This window comes from Anatilimnocola floriformis, from assembly GCF_024256385.1.
GTDB classification, from domain to species: Bacteria; Planctomycetota; Planctomycetia; order Pirellulales; family Pirellulaceae; genus Anatilimnocola; species Anatilimnocola floriformis.
The window spans coordinates 2647340-2666192 of the sequence record NZ_JAMLFW010000001.1 but is presented as its reverse complement, the minus strand read 5'-3'; the positions used below and the strand labels follow the sequence as shown (position 1 = coordinate 2666192).

The window sequence follows — 18853 nt, the reverse complement described above, 5'->3', positions numbered from 1 at the left end:
CTAGCGATCGGCTAGTTTCGGCAGCGAGCGTTTCCAGGCGAGGAGCTTGTCGCGCATCTTGGCGGCAAGGACGGCGTTCTCGTTGGCGACGTTTTTGGTTTCGCGAGCATCGCTGGCGATATTGAAGAGTTCGAGGCCAGAGCTGTCGCTGTTGACGAGCACTTTCCAGTCCCCTTCGCGCAGCGCGAGTTGCGGACTGCGATCCGCGGCGATTCCAGGATACTTGAAGACGGTTTCGTTGCGGCCATATTCCCAATAGATCGGTTTCGAACGCTCGAACGTTTTGCCAAGGAGCGCTGGAGTTAGATCTTCGCCATCGGGAACATAATCGGCAGGGAGTTTGGCTCCGGCGATGCTGGCGAAAGTTGGCAGGAAGTCGACGCCGGCGACGAGCGCGGTGTCGTTCACTTGTTCAGCGGGGACCTTGCCAGGCCAGCGTGCGATGAAGGGCAAGTTGATGCCACCTTCATACAGGCTGAGCTTGCTGCCCCGATGACCGGTGGCGCGTTTGCCTTGAAAAGTAGGGAGGGGACCGTTGTCGGAGATAAAGATGAGGAGCGTATTCGGCGGCAACTCTTTCGCGAGGCGGCCGACTTGCTTGTCGACTTCGGTCATGACTTTGCGGAGGTTGTCTAGCGACTGCGGCTTTTGATCTTCCTTCTTTTTGTCCTCGGGGATCCACGGCGTGTGGGGATCATCGAGCCAGACGTTGACGAAGCAAGGCTGGTCAGCATGGTCCTTGATGAACTGCAGCGTGCGATCGACGAAGAAGGCCGAACGGTCCCAACGTTTGACTTTGTCTTGATCGGACCAGATCCAGTTGGTGGCTGTGATGTCGGGATGTGGTTCAGGACTTTCCCAAGTGCCGGCCGATTCGTCGTAACCATAGGCGGCGAACTTCGGCGCTTCGGTCACGTCGCGACCGCCGCCGAGATGCCACTTGCCGAAGTGGGCCGTGGCGTAACCGGCCGACTTGAGGATGCGCGGCAGCGAAGGCGCTTTGGCATCGAGAAAATCGGCTTGTTCGCAGCCGCGGTTGCCCTTTTTGTCCTGCAGAAAACTGGTGATATTCCACTGCGCGGGAAACTGCCCGGTGATGAGACCGCAGCGAGCGGGCGAGCAGATCGGTGCGGGGGAATAATACTTCGTGAAGCGCGTCCCTTCCTTCGCGAGTTGATCGAGGTGCGGCGTCTTCACGACCTCACCGCCGTAGCAACTGAGATCGCCGAGGCCCAGATCGTCGGCCAGAACGAGCACGATGTGAGGCCGCGACTCCGCGGCAAATGCCGTGGCGCTGAGCGCGAGGATCAGGAAGCAGAAGAGTGGAGCCAGCTTCATTATTCTTTGGCCTTTCCGGCGGGACGCTTGTTGGTTTGGATTTCGGCGTGCATTTTTTCGGCGATCTCTTGCAGCCGCTTCACGACTTCGGGATTGGCCTCGGCGACGTTGGTCTTCTCCGCGATGTCGTTTGTCAGATTGAAGAGAACGGGCGTCGTATCGGCGTTCTTCTTTTTCGCTTCTTGCTTGGCGTTCGCGGCTACAGGCAGGCCGTTGAGGAAGAGTTTCCAGTCGCCGTTGCGAATGGCGACGAGGTTCATCGCGGCGTTGAAGTACAGATGCGACTCGCGCACGGCGGGTGCTTGCGGATCTAGCAGCAGCGAGCTGATGTCTCGGCCATCGAGCTGGCGATCTTTCGGCGGCTCTGCGCCGATCAACTTCGTCATCGTGGGGAGTACGTCGATATTTCCCGCGATGCGATTGCAGGTCGTGCCGGCGGGAATCTTGCCGGTCCAACGCATGATGCACGGCTCGCGCACGCCGCCCTCGAACACCGTCCCTTTGTTGCCGCGAAACGGCGGCGCGGCTCGCCCCGCGGGCCCGTTGTCGGAAGTAAAGATCACCAGCGTGTTTTCGTCGAGCTTGAGTTCGGCGAGAGTCTTCGTGATTTCGCCCACGGACCAATCGATCTCTTCGATCGTGTCGCCAATGAAGCCCGCTTTGCTCTTCCCTTTGAAATCGGCCGACGCGGCGAGCGGGAAGTGGATCATGCTATGAGGCAGATACAAGAAGAACGGCTTGTCATGATTCGCGCGGATGAACTTGATCGCTTCCTCGGTGTAGCGCCGAGTGAGTTGCGATTGATCGGGCTCCTTCTCGATCGTCTCTTCATTCCGCATGAGCGGCAGCGGCGGAAAGTTCGGCCGGGCCGGTTTGGTTCCCATGTCGTTGCTATAAGGAATGCCGAAGTACGAATCAAAGCCTTGCCGCGTCGGCAAAAACTCCGGCTGAAAACCCAGATGCCATTTGCCAATGATGGTCGTGGCGTATCCCTTTTGCTTGGCGATTTCGGCGAGCGTGACTTCGTCGGGATGGAGTCCGATCTTGCTCTCGGGAAACAGGACGCCGGGGATCGAGACCCGCGCGTTGTAGCAGCCCGTCATCAGGCAGGCCCGCGACATCGAACAAACTGGTGTGGCATAGAAGCTAGTGAACTTCATCCCCTGCGTGGCGAACTTATCGAGGTGCGGTGTCTTTACCTCGGTATTGCCGAACGGCCCGATGTCGGCGTAGCCCATATCGTCGATGAAAATGAGGACGACATTCGGCGGCCGGTCGGCAGCCGACGCCGTGCAGTTCAGCGAAACCGCGAGGCAGCCAATCAACAGCAGTAAGAATCGCATCGAGGAAAACTCCACGGGAAAAGAGGGAGCGAGGCGTCGAGTCTAACAAGCGATGCAGGCGATCGCGACAAGCAAGCCGAGCAGCGCCGCGACAATCTGACGCGGCCTACGTGGAATCTTCATGGAAGCTTAACGCCATAAGGATTGTGGCAGATTCAACGGCTAGTACCATGAAGGCAATTCAAAAAAGGGCACGATGCCCTCCCAATTTCGCGCTCCTTTTCATCCAACTCTCTCCTGCGGATGAAACGATTGGCGGAGCGCGGCTCGTTCCCTGCTCGAGCATTCACACCGATATGAATCGTCCCAAAATCATGGCTACCACTGCGCACCGCCCGAAGCAAAACAGGAATCTCGAGAACCAGCGGCGGCGGGCGTTTTTCGAGACGCTCGAACCACGCAATCTGATGGCCACGCTCCCTTACTCAGCGGCGAACATCACCGTCGTGCAAAACGACACGGCCGATACGGCAGCCTCGGTAACGCTATCGCTCGCGCAGGCCACTGCCGACTTTGCCATTCGCGCAGGCTCGACCCGCGGCGATTACAACGTGCAGATCGGCAGCAGCGCAGCCGATGACCTAGCCGGCGGTGTGTTGATTTCGAGCATTCGCGAAAATGGTCGCGACAACGGCGAAGTTGGGGGCTTGCGCTATGCCACCAGCGCCACGACGAGTCTCGCTGCTGGCCTGTCGATCTCTGTGTCGGAGGCAGGTCCGCTGGCCACGACCGGCGCGGAATACAACACCAACGTGGCAGCGGGATACTTTCCCTTCGCGAATGGTTGGATCGGCGGCACGGCCCTCAACAGCACGAACGGCGGCGTAATCACTTCGCTGATCGGCAGCCCCGGCCTGGCTCTCGGCACGCACTTTGTCGATGCCGGCGGCGGACAATATACGGTCAACTTGACGAGCCTCGGAATCAACTCGCAAACGGATGGCGTGTTGCTGGTATCGAGCGCAAAGGATGAAGACAATTTTGCGCTCGTGCAAGCGAACCTTGACGGGACCTGGACCATCTATGACCACGACAACGGCGCCGATGCAGCCGCGTACGAAGCCGATTCCGTTTCGTTTGTGTTTATTCCGCGCAGTACAGGAGTGGTGTCTGGAAAGTTCAATGGCGACGGACAAGGTTTGCTGAACAGCGGCGGTTACACGCTGCGTGAAATCGGCGGCGGACAATATCGTCTCGATATCGCCGGTCAAAGTCCGACCTCGGGTGTGTTGCTGATGTCGCCTGAGGGCGGCACCGGCGGCAATGTCGACAATATCGTGACGTATCAAGCCAGCGGTAACGGCTGGATCATTCAAACGCGCGACTTGCCGAGCGCTGGTTTGCAAGACATTGGCGCCATACCGCTGGCTTCGTTTGCGTTCCTGCCGCTGGCTGCACCGCTGCCGCCGAAGGGAGTTATTTCAGCGGCCGATGTCGCCGTTGTGCAAAACGACACCGGCAACGCAGTCACTTCGGTCGATGCCACGGTCTCGCAGGCGACGGGCGATTTCGTGGTTTTCGCCGGCTCGAATCGCGGCGACTTCAACGTGCAGACGAAACCGATCGGCACGAACGTCGCCGGCGGTGTGCTGATGACGAGCATCTCGGAGAACGGCCGCAACAACAACGCCTTCGGCGATACGCTGGGGACGATTTACGCCACGCCTGCGACGGAAGTTGCTGCCGGTGATTACTTCGTGCCGATCTCCGATGCCCCGGCCGGCGGCGAATGGAACGTGAATTTTTCGGGAGCCTATTTCGACTACGCCAATAATTGGATTGGCGCGGTGTTTAAGAATGCGGCCGATGCCAATGGCGCGGTGAACGACACGCTCGTGAGTTCTTCGCCGGGTTTGGCCGTGGGAACACACGTGATCGATGCCGGCGGCGGTTTGACCACCGTCAATCTCACCTCGATGGGCATTAACTCGCAATCGAGCGGCGTGCTGCTCGTGACGCAACCCAACAACGAAGACAATTACTCGCTGTCGCGTCCCAACGCCGATGGTACGTGGACGATTCTCTCGCGTGACAACGGCACCAACGGCGCCGGCACAGAAGCCGATCCCGCTTCTTTCGTTTACATCCCCGCTGGCGATCCTCGCTATGTATCCGGCCGCATCCTGGGCAACGGCTCGATCACGGCCGCCACTCGTTCGGGTACGACGAGTGTCGCGAAGACTGGAGTCGGCACTTATCAACTCACCATTCCTGGCGAAACGCCCTCGACCGGCATCTTGATCATCTCGCCGGAAGGTGGCGAGACGAACAACGTTGACAATATCGTCAGCTACCAGGCCAACGGAACTGGCTGGGAAATTCAAACGCGTGACGTCCCCGGCTCCACGCTGGAAGATCCGCTGGCCACCGAGGGCGTCGTCTCGTTCATCTTCATTCCTAAGCCCGAAGTCGGCGTCGACGGCCTCGGCAATCTGTTGATTCAAGACACTCTGGGGAGCGCGAATAATAATGTCACCATCTCACGCGTTGGGGCGAACATTCGAGTCAACGACTCGTTGCAGCCGCTGACGGCTGGCGTGGGTGCGATCCAAATTAATGCCAACACGATCGAAGTACCCTTTGCCAGCGTGACGGGAAAAATCTTCGTCAACTTGATGGATGGTACTGACGCGTTGACGGTAAATCTCGCTGGCGATTCGATTCCCGCCGGCGGCATTGAATACGACGGCGGCGCTGGCGCCGATGGCTTGGCTGTGATCGGCAGCGGTACCGAAACGGCGACGTACACGCCGAGCGCGACGACCACCGGCGATGGCACCGTGGTAACCTCCGTCGGTACTATTAACTTCGTGGCGCTAACTCCGGTCGATATCGCCGGCATGGCCACAGCAACGTTGACGCTGCCTGGCGCCGACGATGTGCTGACCGTGCAAAGCGGCGTCGACTTCCTTTCCGGCGGCACGAATCAAGCCCTTCGCGTTTCTGGCACCAGCAATGCCGTGGCCATCGAATCGGCGGCGTTTTGGAATAACACCAACTTGGTCATCAACACGACCACGGTGAACGGCAACGATACCGTCACGGTCGCCTCGGCGGGCAATGCTCACGCGAACACCAATCTCACGATCAATACGGGCACTGGCACCGACGTAGTGAACTTCAACGGCGCGACGACGGTGGCCGGCGCGCTCAACGTCACGACCGTGAATATCAACTCCGCGGCAGCGGCAACGATTTCAACCGGCACCGGTCTCTCGATCACGAACACCGGCACCGCCAGTCAACTCGACGGCAACATCATCGGCGCTGGCGGTCTGACGAAAGCGGGCGCTGGTTCGCTCACGCTGACCGGCACCAATACCTACGCCGCGACGACGCTGAGCGCCGGCCGCTTGACGATTGGCAACGGCGGAACGACGGGAACGCTCGGCTCGGGGAACGTCGCGATCGCGGCCTCGACGACGTTGGAGTTCAACCGCTCGAACACCTACAACGTCGACAATGTGCTCACCGGCACGGGTGCCATCGTCGTCACCAGCGGCACGATCGTGCATCGCAGCAACAGCACTTACACCGGCACGACGACGATCAACGGCGGCACATTCCGCGTCGAAAATCCGTCCGGCACGCACAACTTCAACGCCGTCAGCATCGTGGTGAACAATGGCGGCCGATTCGAGTTTGGCGCGGGTGGCGCTGGCAATCCGAACTTGCCCGATGCGACCTTCATCACGATCAACACGGGCGGCGTCGCCAAATTTGAAGTCGGCGAGCAGTTCGGCGGCGTGCATCTCATGGGCGGCACGCTGCAACTCGACGGCGTGAAGGTCACGCTCGTCAGCACGAGCCAATGGCAATCGGGTAGCGTGGTCGCCCTCTCCGGCACAACCGCAATCAATGGGGCGGGTTCCATCGTCAAATCGACAGCGGGTACGGTGACCGTGACGGGAGTGCCCCTCAATAGCACAGGCGCTCTGAACATCCAGGATGGAGTACTGGCGACGAACGCTGCCATCATTGCGACTGGAAATGGCAGCTTGGGAACTGCGTCGACGACCGGAACGTTGCAATTGGACGGCGCTGGTGCGATTACTTACGCCAAGCCTTTCACGATCAACGCTGGTGGCGGTGTGATTGATGTAACAACGGCGGCAGCCACGAAAACATTGAGCGGTGTGCTTTCGGGTGTTGGCAATCTCACCAAGAACGGGCCCGGTACGTTGTTGTTGTCTGGGACTAATTCCTACACCGGCACGACGGCGGTCAGCGCTGGAACGTTGCAGGTGCAGGGGGGGAATGCGATTGCCGATGGTGCTGGGGCGGTGAGTGTGGCCAATGGCGCGACGTTGCAGTTGCTCAGTGATGAGACGGTGTCGGCGTTCACGGGGGCGGCGACGAGTACGCTCGCGCTCGGTGGGAATGCGTTGACGGTGAACACTGGCAATGTAGCGGTGGGCAATGTGACGACGGCGAATGGCCGGATCAATGCAGTTGCTGGCGCGATTAGCGATAACAATGCGGCGGCGATGAATATCACCGGCACGGGCATCGTGCTTACGGCGACGACTGGTCTGGGGAGTAGTGCCGATCCGCTCGAAGCGACCATTTCGGCGCTTGAAGCGGTGGGCGGCACCGGCGGCGTGTTTGTGAATAACACCGGCAATCTCACGATTGGTGGGTTGTCCGCCGTCGTTGGTTTGTCGGGTGGCAATGATCTGGTGATCACGACGGCTGGCGGCATCAGCGTCACGGAGAATGCGACGGCGAGTGGCGTTGGTAGCGATGTGTTGCTGACGGCGACCGATGCGGCGACGACGGGGCAGAACATCGCGGTGAGCGCGGGGGTGACGTTGAATGCTGGTGGCGTGATCACGTTGTCGGCCGGTGATAATGCGACGGTGCCGGCGACGGCGGTGCTAGTGGCCGCGGGGACCGTGACGATCAATATTGATGCGGGCGATGCCGATCCGGGGGTTGGTGGTTCGCTGGTGTGGGATGCCGATGTCGATGCGCCGCTGGCGGTCTTCAACGGCTCGGCCGATGTCGGTGCGGGTTCGCCCGGCAACTCGTTCAACGTACGGCCCGATCAAGATGTCGGCGATGTGCTCACGCCGATTCGGATCTTTGGTTTCGCGCCGACGAGTGGTGTGTTTCCTGCCGGCGATCAACTGATTGTCGATACGGCTGGCCTCGGCGTGCCGACGCTCACGCTCGGCCCGGGCGATCGCAACGGCTCGTTCAGCTTTGGCACGCAAGCCGCGTCGCTCACCTACAACGATATCGAAGATGTCAGCAGCGATCCGCCGGGCTCGGCGTTTCATCTGGTGCTCGATATGAAGTTCTCGGGCTATCAAAACGGCGTCGCCGATACCATCGACGCTCGGCTCAACAATGCCGGCGATACGCTGCAGTTGCTGGTCAACAGCTTGCCGGTTTTCAGCGGCGCTGATGCCAACATCGAATCGCTGACGATCATCGGTTCGACCGACAACGATGCGTTGATGATCACCGAAACGGCGGGTGGCTTGCCGCGGTTCAACAGCGGCGCTCCTGCCGTCAACAACAGCGGCATCGGCGGTGGTGTGAGTGCTGGTTCGCATCTGAATAGCAGTGCCGATCTCGTGCTCGAAACGCTCCGCGGTGTGCAAACGCCTTGGGATGCCAACGATGTTTCGATTCACTTCGACGGCGGCGTAGGCGGCACCGATTCGCTCACGATCAACTATCTCACCGCGCAGAACACGGTTTACTTCAGCGATACGAGCGATGCTGGTAACAGCGGGAACGTGCTCGCCGCGCCGGGAACTTTCCCCACGATCGGCGCACCGACGTTGTTGATTTCGGTCGCGAACATCGAGCCACTCAATCTCAATGGCGGTGGTGGCACGCTGCTCGTCGACGCAACCGGCACGGCAGCGACGAGCAACATCACGCTGACTGACATCGGCCCGACGACGCAACTTGTCGCCGACGGCGGCGTGGCGACCACGACCTTCGGCGGTTTCGCCAGCGCGGTGGTTGTCGGCGGCGGTGGCGCGGAACTGATCGATGTCGTGAGCGTCGACAATGCCACGCTCACCAGCCTGCAAGTGGTGGCCGGCAATACCAATGATCTACTAACACTTCCTGGCGGCGACAGCTCGGCCGATACCATTCGTCTGCGCTCGTTACCCGCCAGCGTGAGCGCACTCTTACAAGGCAATGCCGGCAGTGATTCGTTTCAGTTGTATGATGGCACGAACACCGTTGATAATATTCAAGGGCCGGTGGTTGTTGATGGCAGCGATGGCAATCTGCTAGGAAACACCGATACGCTGACGATCATAGATACCGGCGATACTCTCAATGGTGATACGGTAGTGATCGGTGCGGTGAATGCCGGCGTCTCGGCGGACTATTTCATTGATGGCATTACCAGCACGGTTAGTAGTGACGTCGTCTTTCGTAATATCGACGTATTAGATTATACCGGCACGACCTTTAATGATTCGATCGACGGTCGGTTTGTGAACACGATGCCGGCGCACGATCTCAATACCGTTAATCTCAGCGGCTGGACCGGCAGCGATCAGTTCCTGCTGTTCACTTCGGATCAAATTGGCGGGACCGGACTGTTCACGCCGAATGCGACGGCCAGTGGTGTGACGAACATCAATTTGTACGGCGATTCGCCGGGAAATCCGCACGCCGGCGACGGCAACGATACCTTCGGCGAACAACCGCCGGGCATCAGCGGCACCGGTGCGACGAACGTCGGCCTCGCCGTGGCGAGCACGGTGCGTTCGATTCGTCCGAGCACCAGCACGGCGATCGCCATCGACGGCGGTCAACCGACGGGACTCGCCGCGCCGCTCGGCGATGAGACGGGCGATCGTAATAATATTGATATCAGCGCCCTGCCGAATGCCAACTCGGTGATTGTTTCGACCTTCTCGCCTGGAACCGTAGTAGCGACTGGCATTCAACCTTTGACGTGGACGCAGATTGAAGATATCAATGTCGTCGACCAAGGGAAGCTGACCAACGTGCAGATGGGAGATCTGTTTGCCCGCACAACTCCCGGTTCCGACATCGTGCAGTTGACGAAGAACTCCACGACTCTCAATCCGAACCAGGTTCGGTTGCGGATCACGGCGGGAAGCGGCAATTATAGCGCCAGTAATAAGACTATTATTTATGGTGGCGCGCAGAATGATAATATCACGCAAAGCAATCTCACGATCCCCGCCGAGTTCTACGGCGAGGGTGGCGATGATGTGCTCAGCGGCGCGATGAACAACGACTGGCTGGTGGGCGGCGACGGCAACGACCGCATCAACGGCAGCGGCGGCGACAACGTGATCTGGGGCGACAACAGCCCGACCAGCGGCGATCCCACGCCGCAAAATAGCGCGACCGGCGGCGACGACATTCTCAGCGGTCTCGGTGGCAACGATGTCTTCTATGGCGGCGGCGGCAACGACCAGATCTCGGCTGGCGGCGGCAATGATTACGCCAACGGCGGCGCGGGAAATGACATTCTCGACGGTAGCGACGGCGACGATCGTCTGTACGGCGGCGATGGCAATGACACGCTGAGCGGCGCTGGCGGCAACGACTTGCTCAGCGGCGGCACTGGCAACGACAGACTCTACGGCGAAGCCGGCAACGATGTGATCTTTGGCGGCACGGGAGCCGATCTGCTCGATGGCGGCGTGGGCAACGACCTGCTGATCAGCGGCAGCGTGCTGAACGAGTCCAGCACTTGGACGAGCGTCGCGAACACCACGACGTTCAGCCCCGCGACCTACACCAACGGCAGCGACAACGACGACGCCCTGCTCACGCTGCTGGTCCTGTGGGGCAGCACGGGCAGCAACAGCACCGGCCTGGCGCCGATCACCCACGACGGCGCCAACGACGACCTCTTCGGCGGCCTCGGCGACGACGACTTCTGCTGGGAAGCCGCCGACGTCGTCGACTCAGGCCTCGCCCCGACGGACTTTAATGCGGTGGGCATGGGAGCAGATCAACGGATCCCGCCGAATAGCTAAGACCATGGCCGCGAACATTGCTATCATGGTCGAGCTTTAGATTCCTCGACCATGTAAGCGGTGCAGGCGGAACATGAAACTTGGTTTGATCAACTCGGCGTGGGTGCAGGCCAATCAGCCGACGGAATATGGACTGCAAAAGACCAAGGAACTCGGCTTCGACACGGTCGACATTTTTGCCGATCCGCTTGATCTTGAGATTCGCGAGCGGCGGCTGATCAAGCGCGAATGCGATCGACTGCAGTTGCCGATTGTATCGATCGCCTGCGTCGCGGTCGGGCTGATCGATTTCAATCCGAGCGTGCAGCGCTTTCATGTCGAGCGAGTGAAAAAGTATCTCGAGCTCGCCTATGAATACGAAGCCCGCAACGTGCTGCTGGTCCTTGGCGAATACATCTGGAATCAGGAAGTCATTCCGCCGGCCGAGCAGTGGAAGACGGGCATCGCTTGTTGCCGCGAGCTAGGCGATTACGCAGCCAGGCTCGGATTGCAGATCGCACTCGAGCTCGAGCCGTTTCATTTGTCGCTGCTGAATAATGTCGACAACATGGTGCGGTTTATCGACGACTGCAATCATCCCGCCGTGCAAGCCAATATCGATATCTCGCACCTGGTTCTCGCCAAGGTCGCGCCGGAAGAATTGCGGCGACTAAAAGGGAAAGCGATCCACGTGCACATCAGCGATTGCGATGGCGTGAAGCATGGCGACCTGCCGCCGGGTCGCGGCGTCGTGCCGTTCGAGCCCTATCTGCGCGAGATCAAAGCACTCGGTATCGACGGGGCGATCAGCATCGAGCTCGAGTATTCACCCGAGCCGGAGAAGATTACCGAGTGGGTCGCCGAAGCCTATCAAGCGACCGATCGGCTGATGCAAAGTGCGGGACTGCGGGCTTAAGACTTCGAAATACTCAACAGCGAATTGAGACTTCCCGAGCGAAAGCCCTGCAGGTCGAGCGTAACAAAACGAAAGCCGAGAGACCGAAACCGCTCGGCGATTTGCTCGCGAAGTGCAGGCTCGGTGAGTCGTGGCAGGATGGCGACGGGGACTTCGATGCGGGCCAATTCACCAGCATGCAAGCGAACACGAATCTCGCCGAGGCCTAGCTCTTTCAAAAAGACTTCGGCTTGATCGATGCGGGCCAGGCGTTCGGGAGTGACTTGTTCGCCGTAAGCGATGCGACTCGATAGGCAAGGCGTGGCCGGTTTGTCGGCACAGGGGAGATTCCACAATCTCGCGAGCTCACGGACGTCGGCTTTGTTCAGGCCGCAATCGGCGAGCGGACTCAGCACGCGAAACTCACTCGCGGCCCGCATGCCTGGGCGATAGTCGCCCAGGTCGTCGGTGTTGGCGCCGTTCAGCAACACTTCGACTCCCAAGCTGGGAGCGATCTCGGTCAGTTTGGTGTAGAGCTCGGTTTTGCAGTGGTAGCAGCGGTCGGGAGAGTTCTGCACATATCCGGCTCGCGTTAGTTCATCGGTCGAAACGATCTGATGACGGATGCCGATCTGCTGGGCGATCGCGCGGGCTTGTTCCAGTTCGCCGGAAGCGAGGCTAGCGCTCACGCCGGTAACGGCCACGGCTCGTTCGCCCAGTGCGAGAAACGCAGCCTGCGCGACAACAGCCGAATCGACGCCCCCCGAAAATGCGACGGCGGCGCTCGCCAGCGGCTGTAGATACGCGAGGAGCGCGTCGCGCTGGGCGAGCGTGCGAGCTGATATTTCCGATCCGATTTCCACAGCGTTCAAGACGTACCCTTTCTTCATCAAACATTCGCGGTCACCCATATTGTAACAGTGCTGTCGTTGCGAACCACTTGATTGCGGATCGGCGGGGTTCGCGACTATGATGAAGAATTCCCGCCTGCCCAATTCCTCCCACCTCTTCGCTGCCTGACCACGCTATGGATTCGGCCCCTCGACCCGCGCAAAGCATCGACGCCGTGGCGCTCGCGGCTGAGACTGCGCTTCCCGAGGAAGAAACCAGCCTGGCGGTGAATCAGTCGGCCCTCAACGCCGCAACGGCGGAACCACATCAGGGCCTGGTCCTGGCCGCTCAGCGGGGTGATCAAAAGGCGTTCACGGCGCTGGTTGAGTTTTATCAGCAAACGATTTACGGCTATTTGCGAGCCCGGCTATTTGATTCGACCGATGCGGAAGATCTTACGCAGGAGACGTTTCTCCGCTGTTATCAGGGGCGCGAGAAACTGTCGCGGGCAACGCAAGTCGGTCCTTGGCTAATCGGCATCGCGCGGAACTTACTTCGCGAGCATGTGAAGCGAATCAGCCGACGAAAAGAAGTGGCTTGGACCGAGCTGTGTCTGGAACTCGATCAGCTCGTGCAGGATCGCCATGCCCCGGCGGGCGATGTGTTGCAAACACTGCCGCATTGCCTGGAGGCGCTAGGGCCGAGTGCGAAGCAAGCGATCGATCTGCGGTACCGGGCGCAGATGCGGATGACGGAGATCGCTGGTCTGCTTCGCCGCAGCGAAGGAGCAGTGCGACTGCTGGTGCACCGGGCTCGGTTGGCGCTGAAGCAGTGTTTGGAAAGTCGACTAACGATGAGCGAGCCGAGTTAAATGTTCAATGACTCGCTGAAAGACGGGCCGAATGACTGATCAGGAATTGCTGCAACTGCTTGACGAAAAAATGCCGGAGGAGCTGTCGCTGGAGGAAATCGAACTCCTCCGCAAACGGCTCGCCGAGTCGCCGGCGCTGCGCGATGCGCTCGCCGGCCAAGTGCATTTCGAAAGTTATTTGCAAAGTGCGCTCGCCCGGCTGAAAGTCTCGGCCGCCGAGATTGCCGCCAAGGCCCGCGCCCAGCAAACCAAGCGCGGTGGGCTCAGCCTGCTCGCCATCGCCCTGATGATTGTTGTGCCGGCCATCGCGGTCGTCGGCGTGCTCGCGTTCAACGCGTTCAGCACTCCGGAAATTGCCCAGCAAAAAGAGGAAAAAAACGGCGATAAGAAGAAAGAGGAAAAGCCAGAAATCGAGGAACCTAAGCCTGAAGAGCCGACCGAAATCGGGCCGAATGTGGCGGTGAAGCCCGAACAAGCGACCGACAATAAACTGCCGGGAACCAACAAGATTCCCAAGCCCGGCCCCGTGCCGCTGCCGTGGCAGGCAGTTGCGGAATCGAAGCTCGAGCCGCAGCCGTTTGCCGAGATTGCCTATCAAACCTTCGATCTGACCAAAGAAGTGGTTCGTCGCGATGCGCTGCAGCAATGGTTCGAAGGCGCCGCGGGACAAAACCATCGCTTTCACGAAGTCGACACCCAGTTTGGCCGCTGCGGCGCGCTGGAAGGAATCGCCCGGCTGAAATCGCCTTGGCTTAACGATTCGCTGTTGCGATTGTCGCTCGAGAATTACAACAAACTGCAGATTCACTTCTTTCATAAGAACGAAGGAGTGACGCTCGTCTATCACCAAGACAATCAATGCTGCTGGGCGGCGTACACCACGACGCGCAAACCCAAAACCGCCCGGCCTGACACGCTGGCGATTACGGCGACGGACGATTATCGAAACTACCGCACCGAGATCCGGCAGGGAGGTCCGCTCGATCTGCGCTATGCTGATGGCCAGGTGGTGCTCAGTCGCGGCGACATCGTGCTCGTGAGCGCGCCTTTGTCCGGGCCGCCCGATGATGTTTATTTCGATGGCCGGGCAACTTTTTATGGTTTGCAGTTCGTCCGCGCGAAGGATGCTCCGCAGAGCGATCCGCCGCGGAAACTGACCTTCGAAACCGATCGCCCCGCCGATCTCCCTTGGAAATCTTCCGTTCCGGAAGTTGCGCCGCCGATCAAGAACGACGACGGCTCACTGACGTTTCGCAACGACAACGCCGAGAAATATGCCTGGTGCTGGACGCCGCTGCCGAAGCAAGGGTTGCAGCAAGTTATCTTTCAGCTGAAGAACGTCACGCCTGGCGTCGCTGTGTATTTGGGGCGCGAGGAAGGAAAACCTGATGAGTGCCTGCGGTTTTTCAAGAACCGCCGCGACGGCCGGTTGATTGCGCGTTCGCGCGGCGTCGATAACGATCACGAAATGGATTTCGGGCCTCACAACGAAGCCGTAGAACCTTGCATTAGTGCCGAAAATTGTTGGCTTCAGTTGCAGTTCGGTTGCGGAACGTTCCGCTGCTGGATGTCGTCGGACGGCCGCAATTGGGCTCAGCCCGATTACATGCGCGAAGGGATGCGGCCGAAGATCGATTCGCTCGGCCTGTTCCTCGTGGGCAAACGACCGAAAACGGAGGCCACGCTCGTGCGATTGGAAATCCGTGAGCTGTCTGCGCTGACGAACCTCGCGAAAGCGGAACTTATCGATCAGGCCTTGTCACTGCCGGCGGCGGCCTTCGCTGAATGGCAGGAAGCGGTCAGCAAAGGCAAGCCGGGTGAAGTGAACGCCGACGAATGGCGACGGGCTTGCGCAATCAAGACGCTCGCTGCTGGCGCGACGAAAGAGCTGTCGCATCCAGTGCTGGAGTTGTTGCTCGACGATCCATACACACGGCAGTTGCCCGTCGACGAGCAGCTCAAAATCCATGGCGATGCGTTTGTGCTGGTCAGCGATCTGAAGGACGGCCAGTCGATGAAGATCGGCTTGGAAAAACGTCTGGTCAATGTCGGCCAGCAAGCTTTCCAAGATCGCAACCTGCCGCCGTGGTCGACGATTCGCCGCACGTACGTCAGCACGCCGATTCACACGGCGAATCGCAATTATGGTCCGCCACTGCAGCTGCTCGAGGGTTTGATCCGCACCGAGCTCATGCAGCGTGCCTACGCGCAGCAACCTCGCGAACTTTTGGAACTCTGTGAGCAGTTGCGGTTCTATCATCTGGAGGAAACGATTCCGCTGATCGCCTGGGCCGAGGCGCACGCTCGCCGCGAAACCGCCACGCGGGCGGCGACGGGTCCGGTCGTGATCAAAGAAACCTGGCGGCCGCTCCTCGTCGAAGAAGTCAGCAAGGAAACGTACAACCTGACCAGCGAACTGCAGTCGGTGCTCGACAGCGAGGCCTGGGAAGATGCGGCGCGATTGATCACCTGCGTCGATCCAGAAGCAGCGCCCGGCGTTTCACCCTATGTGAAAGATCGGCAACTCCTCACGTCGCTGCCAGTTGCCGTGCAGTTGCTATTGCGTGACTATCCGCAACTCAAAGACGCGCTCGGTCAACGCTATGGTCCGCTCGCAAAGCTGCGCATCGGCCAGGCCGTGGCGGCGGCGGATGCGGCGGCGGTGGAACTCGCCACGGTGCAATTCGGCGCTACTTCGGAGTCGGCCGAAGCTTCGCGCTGGCTCGGCGATCGCGCGCTGTCGAACGGTTGGTTTGAAGAAGCCTTGGCCCATTATCAACTGGCCATCGAACGACATCCGTTGCTGACCGGTGATCTCGCACCGCGCATTCGCCTCGCCGCGGCGATGCTCGGCCGCGATGTGGGTTCGCCAGCGACGAGCGTAGTGCAATTCAACAATTTGAAGCTCGATCCGCAGCAGTTCGAAGCGCTAGTTGCGGAAATGCGCGGCCGCGGCACGAGTGCCGCCGTCAGTCCGGCGGTTCATATCATTCCCGGAAGTTCGCTGGCCGTGCCGCAGCCAGCGGCGTTTGCGGCCAACAACCGTAGCCGCCTCGATGGCCCGGTTGGCGACCGTCCGCAGGAAGAAGTGGGCCGCAAGACGAATCAGAATTCAGTGGCTTGGCCCGACATGCAACTATCGGCAACGGTCGAAGGAGACACGCTGCTGGTCACGAATCGTTTTCAACTGGCTGCCTACAATCTGACCAACGGCCAACGAATGTGGCAAAGTAAAACGCCATCCGGAACGATGCAGAAGGCTCAGGATTTTGCGCTCATCGCCATGCGGCCCCTCGTTCTGCGCGATCAAGTTCTCGCGCGACAGTTGTACGGGCGCAATCCGCAAATTTCCTGCTGGAATAAATCGAACGGCGATTTGCTTTGGTCTTCAGAGCGGGGCGAGCGCGAGTTCTTTGCCTCCGATCCGGTTTATCTGCACGGCCAAATCGTCGCGCTCAGCGTCGCCTTGCAAGAGAATCAAGAAGGCCAACTTCGCTGGAATGTGCTCGATCCCGCAACCGGCGAACTGCAAGTGCAGCGCGACCTAATCCGCCTGCGAAACACCTGGGGAAGTCGCGCGTGCTGCGAGGTGCTGCCGCTCGATCACCGTCTGGTAGTTGCCCTCGGTGGCATCACGCTCGGGCTCGATGCTCGCGGCCAGGTGGCGTGGGTGCGGAAGCAAGTCACGTTGCCGAGCGAAGAGGATCCGCGCTGGGTGCTGCAGTCTTTTCAGCGGCCGATTGTGGCAGGCAATGATCTGATCATCGCGCAGCCGGGGACGCGCAGTGTGGCTTGCATCGATCCAGCCACTGGATTTGAAAAATGGGAAACACTGATCCCCGATGTCTTGGGTTGTTGGGGAGTTGCGCAAGTGAATGTCGTCCTGCGAACGGAGTCTGGCGTGCAAGCGCTCGACGCTGCAACCGGCAAACGGAAATGGTTCACGCCAATAGCCGACATGCAGCCGCATGCGCTTGTCGATCAGCAGTCGATTCTCTGTGCTCGCAAAGTTTCGCAGCCTGACAAGCGAGAATGGACCATCCAACTCACTTGGCTGGATCCAGCGACTGGCGCAGAGCGGTCGGCAACGCGGCTGACCGCATTACAAGATTTGGCGCCGCGGCTTGGCGTGTTGGTGCCTTACAAGGACCGTGTCTTCACCTTCTTTGGTCGCGGACAGCACGATCCCAATCGGGATGTCGTCGAACTGGTGCCAAGCGGCCCCATTCAATAGGACGGACCATTGGTCCGTCTGGAACGAAGTCTGGGCGAAGCCGACTTTCTGTCGTTAATTTCGACACATCTGTAACGTTTTTCGCTATTCGGCCATAGCAATGTACTGACCGGCCAAGGAAAATGGCTGTTCTCGCCTGTTTTCCTACCCGCCTTCCCTCCCACACACCCTCAACCAACCGAAAGGCAACGATGTTGCAGCGCTCGCTGATCTTTGGTTTGCTCGTCGCCGTGTTGGTTGTACCGACACAGCCGCCGGCCCAAGCTCAGTCCTTGCGGCTCGATTTCGACGAAATCACCCCCGAAAGCGAACTGTCGCTCGATCGCGGCCTCGATTGGCTCGCTCGAAATCAGGGGAACGAAGGAAACTGGGGCTCGAACGACCTAGGCTTGGTCGGCATGGGTGCTCTGGCGTTTCTTTCGGCCGGGCATGCTCCAGGCCGGGGCAAATATGGCCGCGAAGTAGACAAGGCGCTCGAGTTCGTCGTCAGCCGAGCCAAGCCCTCGGGCCTGCTCAACATCAGCGATGGCCAGCGCGACATGTACAACCACGGCCTGGCGACGTTCGTCCTCGGCCAGGCACACGGGATGACGGCCAATCGCGACCGCCGATTAAATCGCGTTCTCGACGGCGCTTTGAAGCTGATTGCCAATGTGCAGTGCGAGGATGGCGGCTGGGATTACAAAGCCCATCAACAAAAGAATGGTCACGATCTGAGCCTCGCCGTGATGCAGGCCAAGGCGCTCCGTTCGGCCGTCGATAGCGGTCTCGAAGTGCCGCCGGAAGTGATTCAGCTCGCCATCAAGAGCGTCCGCGATCACTACGCCTGCAAGGGTGACCGCCGTTTGTCGGAAGCCGAGCAAATGAAGTTGCCGGGGCAGTTCACTTACAGCCGTGGCGGTGGTGGCGGCACGATTGCGATGGCCGCGGCCGGCGTCGTTTGCATGCAGGAGTTCGGCGAATACGAAGACTGGCGGATCGGCAAGAATATGGAAGTGATCTCGGCCGCGGTGAAAGAACTGCCAAAGGCGACCGAGCGCAAAGGAAACATGCCCTTCGATGCTTACACGCTGTATTACGTCGGCCAGGCTCTCTATCAAGTGAACGGCGAACCGTGGCAGGATTGTTATCCGCGGCTGCGCGATTATCTCGTCGCGGCGCAGGTTCAAGAAGACAAGACTTCGGCGAACAACGGCTGTTGGCACGATCAGGGCGCGAAGACGCATGGTCACGTCGGCGGCCGCGAGGGGCAGCTCTACGCGACGAGCGTCGCTTGCTTTATTCTCGCGATTCCCAATCGTTATCTCCCCATCCTGCAAGAAGGGAAGATCGAAAGCTTCCGCCAGAAAGCGAAGGCGGGGAAGTAGC

8 protein-coding genes are annotated in these 18853 nt (G+C 59.8%); 5 read left to right on the top strand and 3 right to left on the bottom strand.

From position 1 onward, the window contains the following. On the bottom strand, positions 1-1338 hold the full coding sequence (locus tag M9Q49_RS10335; protein WP_254508663.1) for a sulfatase-like hydrolase/transferase: 1338 nt from the start codon (positions 1336-1338) through the stop codon (positions 1-3). Further along, entirely contained in the window at positions 1338-2681 is a 1344-nt protein-coding gene (locus M9Q49_RS10330; protein ID WP_254508662.1) for a sulfatase family protein, read from the bottom strand. Before M9Q49_RS10330 ends, M9Q49_RS10335 begins: the two co-directional genes overlap by 1 nt. Before the next feature lie 296 nt (positions 2682-2977). On the opposite strand from M9Q49_RS10330, the gene M9Q49_RS10325 reads away from it, so the two are divergent. Both M9Q49_RS10325 and M9Q49_RS10320 read left to right on the top strand, forming a co-directional pair. Further along, positions 2978-10675: an autotransporter-associated beta strand repeat-containing protein gene (locus M9Q49_RS10325; RefSeq protein ID WP_254508661.1), complete on the top strand. Its 7698-nt coding sequence runs from the start codon at positions 2978-2980 to the stop codon at positions 10673-10675. Positions 10676-10748: 73 nt separating this feature from the next. Further along, on the top strand, positions 10749-11570 hold the full coding sequence (locus M9Q49_RS10320) for a sugar phosphate isomerase/epimerase family protein (protein WP_254508660.1): 822 nt from the start codon (positions 10749-10751) through the stop codon (positions 11568-11570). Here M9Q49_RS10320 and larE read toward each other — a convergent pair. Continuing rightward, complete coding sequence (gene larE, locus M9Q49_RS10315) at positions 11567-12412, bottom strand: ATP-dependent sacrificial sulfur transferase LarE (RefSeq protein WP_254511833.1); 846 nt, start codon at positions 12410-12412, stop codon at positions 11567-11569. The genes M9Q49_RS10320 and larE overlap by 4 nt on opposite strands. A 164-nt stretch (positions 12413-12576) precedes the next feature. Here larE and M9Q49_RS10310 point away from each other — a divergent pair, with 164 nt between their 5' ends. The 3 genes from M9Q49_RS10310 (at position 12577) to M9Q49_RS10300 (ending at position 18852) form a co-directional block, all read left to right on the top strand. Then, entirely contained in the window at positions 12577-13251 is a 675-nt protein-coding gene (locus M9Q49_RS10310) for an RNA polymerase sigma factor (protein ID WP_254508659.1), read from the top strand. A gap of 31 nt (positions 13252-13282) precedes the next feature. Continuing rightward, positions 13283-17485 carry an outer membrane protein assembly factor BamB family protein gene (locus tag M9Q49_RS10305; RefSeq protein ID WP_254508658.1) on the top strand — a complete coding sequence of 1401 codons (4203 nt, stop codon included), beginning with the start codon at positions 13283-13285 and terminating at the stop codon, positions 17483-17485. Positions 17486-17676: 191 nt separating this feature from the next. Continuing rightward, positions 17677-18852, top strand: a complete 1176-nt coding sequence (locus M9Q49_RS10300; protein WP_254508656.1) for a squalene--hopene cyclase — start codon at positions 17677-17679, stop codon at positions 18850-18852. Position 18853: the final 1 nt, after the last annotated feature.